General features: G+C 51.5%; 3 protein-coding genes and 1 pseudogene. 3 read left to right on the top strand and 1 reads right to left on the bottom strand.

The genetic code is table 11. The features are described from left to right. From HMPREF1024_RS00345 to HMPREF1024_RS00355, 3 genes are all read left to right on the top strand, one after another. Positions 1-527, top strand: a 527-nt coding sequence (locus HMPREF1024_RS00345) for a plasmid SOS inhibition protein A (RefSeq protein ID WP_009310044.1), incomplete at its 5' end; no start/stop codon positions are given. Further along, positions 524-850: a hypothetical protein gene (locus HMPREF1024_RS00350; protein ID WP_004194231.1), complete on the top strand. Its 327-nt coding sequence runs from the start codon at positions 524-526 to the stop codon at positions 848-850. The genes HMPREF1024_RS00345 and HMPREF1024_RS00350, both read left to right, overlap by 4 nt. A 55-nt stretch (positions 851-905) precedes the next feature. Beyond that, positions 906-1,280, top strand: a complete 375-nt coding sequence (locus tag HMPREF1024_RS00355) for a hypothetical protein (RefSeq protein ID WP_004194233.1) — start codon at positions 906-908, stop codon at positions 1,278-1,280. Positions 1,281-1,457: 177 nt separating this feature from the next. Here the strand turns inward: HMPREF1024_RS00355 and HMPREF1024_RS30935 are convergent. Next, positions 1,458-1,616: pseudogene (locus HMPREF1024_RS30935) on the bottom strand (IS481 family transposase); the annotation flags it as partial.

Here is a 1,616-nt window from a genome sequence, read left to right as displayed (position 1 = left end):
ATCCAAAAGACCGCCTTTCCAGCCTGAAACAGGTGGAAGAGGCACTGGAAATGCTTATCTCCAGCCACGGGGAATACTGTCCGCTGCCGCTGACAATGGATGTGCAGGCTGAACTTTTCCCGGAAGTCCTTCATACCCGAACAGTACGCAGGCTGAAACGTCAGGACTTTGCCTTCACCCGAAAAATGCGCCGTGAAGCCCGTCAGGTCGAGCAGTCCTGGTTACTGCGTCAGAACCTGCTGGGGCAGGCTGTCACAGAACTGAATTTTCAGTCACCGGAAACCGTCTGCACCTGGTACACCCGGTGGAGCGACGAGTTTGACGCGGCAGAGCTTGCAGCACCGTTCTGGCGCTGGCAGTCGCGATTCGCATCGCTGAAGGAACTTGACTGGCTTCGCATCAGCGGTGAGCCGCTGTATGCAGTGATGTACGAAATTCCGTTTATTGTCCGGGAAACACCTGAGCATATTCGTGTTGCTGAACGCTGGCAGGTGCCAAATAAGCTGGCTGATCGGAGTGGTGTATGAAGTGGCGCTATTCTCTGCGCTGGAAACTGCCGCACAGGCCCTGCCCGGGCCCACAGGAACTGATTTCCGTTGTCGTGGAGGCAGGGCAGGCGGCACCTGAAGAGGTGATGTCACGCTGGGTGGCTGGCTCAGGTTACGCTGTATGCGTGGATTTTCTCGGCCAGAAACAGATCCAACGCTGGAGCGATGAACGGAAAGCAGCGGTGAGAAGGCGCAACATGCAGGCACGTATTAATCGTGTTGCCCCTTTGTTTGCCGACGAGTTAATCGAGCGTGAACTGGCTGCGCGTCCGGAGTATTTCAATGGCAAGTCCGCCCGATGAATAAGTACAATGCTGTCTGACAACTCAGATGGCCAAATACAAGGAAAGCAGAACTATGAGGTACTGGTTGCTCGTTATCTTAATGAACGTGCTGTTCTGGTTGATCGTGAAGCATGTTGCTCCGGAATGGTATGGTTCCCCTGGTTATTATGCAGGCCAAATCATCTGCACACTAATAGCTGCGGTCATCACATGGCGTGATCCGCCTGACTGGTTAGATGGAATCCTGCTCGGCGTTATAAAATTCGGCGTTATGATTGCCGGGATTGTATTCTTTGTCTGGGGCATCGGGTACAAGCTGGCATTCTGGGGGCAACATGATCCTAATACCATATATGCAAGTGCAAACGATGTGATTTTGCCTAATCTTGCGCTGGGCACGGGCGTCTTGATTGCGGGATGGGTATACATTAGCTATTTAAAGCGCTAAGCAGCATAAAGCGTGGATATACCTGGTAAGAAATAGCACCGTCCCGGTATAATCGACGTGGCGCTTGAGGCTTTTTGCCTCATGACGTGAAGGTGGTTTGTTACCGTGTTGTGTGGCAGAAAGCAGAAAGCCCCGTAGTTAATTTTCATTAACCCACGAGGCCCCCTGTATGTCTGATCAACAACAGTATGGCCTCTTACCGTGCTCAATTGTATGGGTCCACCACATATTGCAATTTTTACTCTCACGTAAAATATAGTCCACTGGCGTCATCAGTTCGAGTGATTTATGTGGCCTTTTGCTGTTATACAGCACCAGATATTCAGCCATTCTTTG

The sequence above is a fragment of the Klebsiella sp. 4_1_44FAA genome (genome assembly GCF_000238715.1).
Classification (GTDB): Bacteria; Pseudomonadota; Gammaproteobacteria; order Enterobacterales; family Enterobacteriaceae; genus Klebsiella; species Klebsiella pneumoniae.
This window is presented reverse-complemented; position numbering and strand designations above follow the sequence as displayed.

Excerpts from the sequence above, each read along its gene's own strand:
- HMPREF1024_RS00350 (WP_004194231.1), top strand. The coding sequence starts at position 524 with ATGAAGTGGCGCTATTCTCTGCGCTGGAAACTGCCGCACAGGCCCTGC.
- HMPREF1024_RS00355 (WP_004194233.1), top strand. The coding sequence starts at position 906 with ATGAGGTACTGGTTGCTCGTTATCTTAATGAACGTGCTGTTCTGGTTG.